Genomic DNA, 811 nt, shown 5'->3' with positions numbered 1-811 from the left:
GAAGTTCGAGCCGTTACTGCTGCTGCCGATTGGCTTCGGCGGCCTGCTGTCGAACATCCCGGAGGCCGGGCTGGCGCTCACCGCCCTGGAGAGCCTGCTGGCCCACCACGACCCGGCGCAGCTGGCGGTGATTGCCGCGAAGCTCCACTGCGCGCCGGACGTCCACGCCATCAAGGCGGCGCTGGCCCTGGCCCTGCCGTCGGTGCAGGGGCAGATGGAGACGCTGGCGGTGGACATGGGCTACTCCGCCGGGGTGCTGGCCATCTTCTATAAGGTGGCCATCGGCTCGGGCATCGCGCCGCTGGTCATCTTTATGGGCGTCGGGGCGATGACCGACTTCGGCCCGCTGCTGGCCAACCCGCGCACCCTGCTGCTGGGAGCGGCGGCGCAGTTCGGTATCTTCGCCACCGTCCTCGGAGCGCTGACGCTGAACTACTTCGGCATCATCAGCTTCACCCTGCCGCAGGCGGCGGCCATCGGCATCATCGGCGGCGCCGACGGCCCGACGGCGATTTACCTGTCGGGCAAGCTGGCGCCGGAATTACTCGGTGCCATCGCGGTGGCGGCCTACTCCTACATGGCGCTGGTGCCGCTGATCCAGCCGCCGATCATGAAGGCGCTGACCACGGATAAGGAGCGGAAGATCCGCATGGTGCAGCTGCGCACGGTGAGCAAGCGGGAGAAGATCCTCTTCCCGGCGGTGCTGTTGCTGCTGGTGGCGCTCCTGCTGCCGGACGCCGCGCCGCTGCTGGGGATGTTCTGCTTCGGCAACCTGATGCGCGAGAGCGGGGTGGTGGACCGGCTGAGCGAT

General features: G+C 68.4%; 1 protein-coding gene. It reads left to right on the top strand.

What is annotated here, in order from left to right; genetic code table 11:
- Positions 1–811: sodium ion-translocating decarboxylase subunit beta (locus ACKLKD_RS27910; protein ID WP_420062012.1), on the top strand; the 811-nt coding region annotated here is incomplete at both ends.

This window comes from Klebsiella sp. 10982 (genome assembly GCF_048589245.1).
GTDB lineage: Bacteria > Pseudomonadota > Gammaproteobacteria > Enterobacterales > Enterobacteriaceae > Klebsiella > Klebsiella quasivariicola.
The sequence above is the reverse complement of the archived record's forward strand: the minus strand, read 5'-3'. Positions and strand labels throughout refer to the sequence as shown.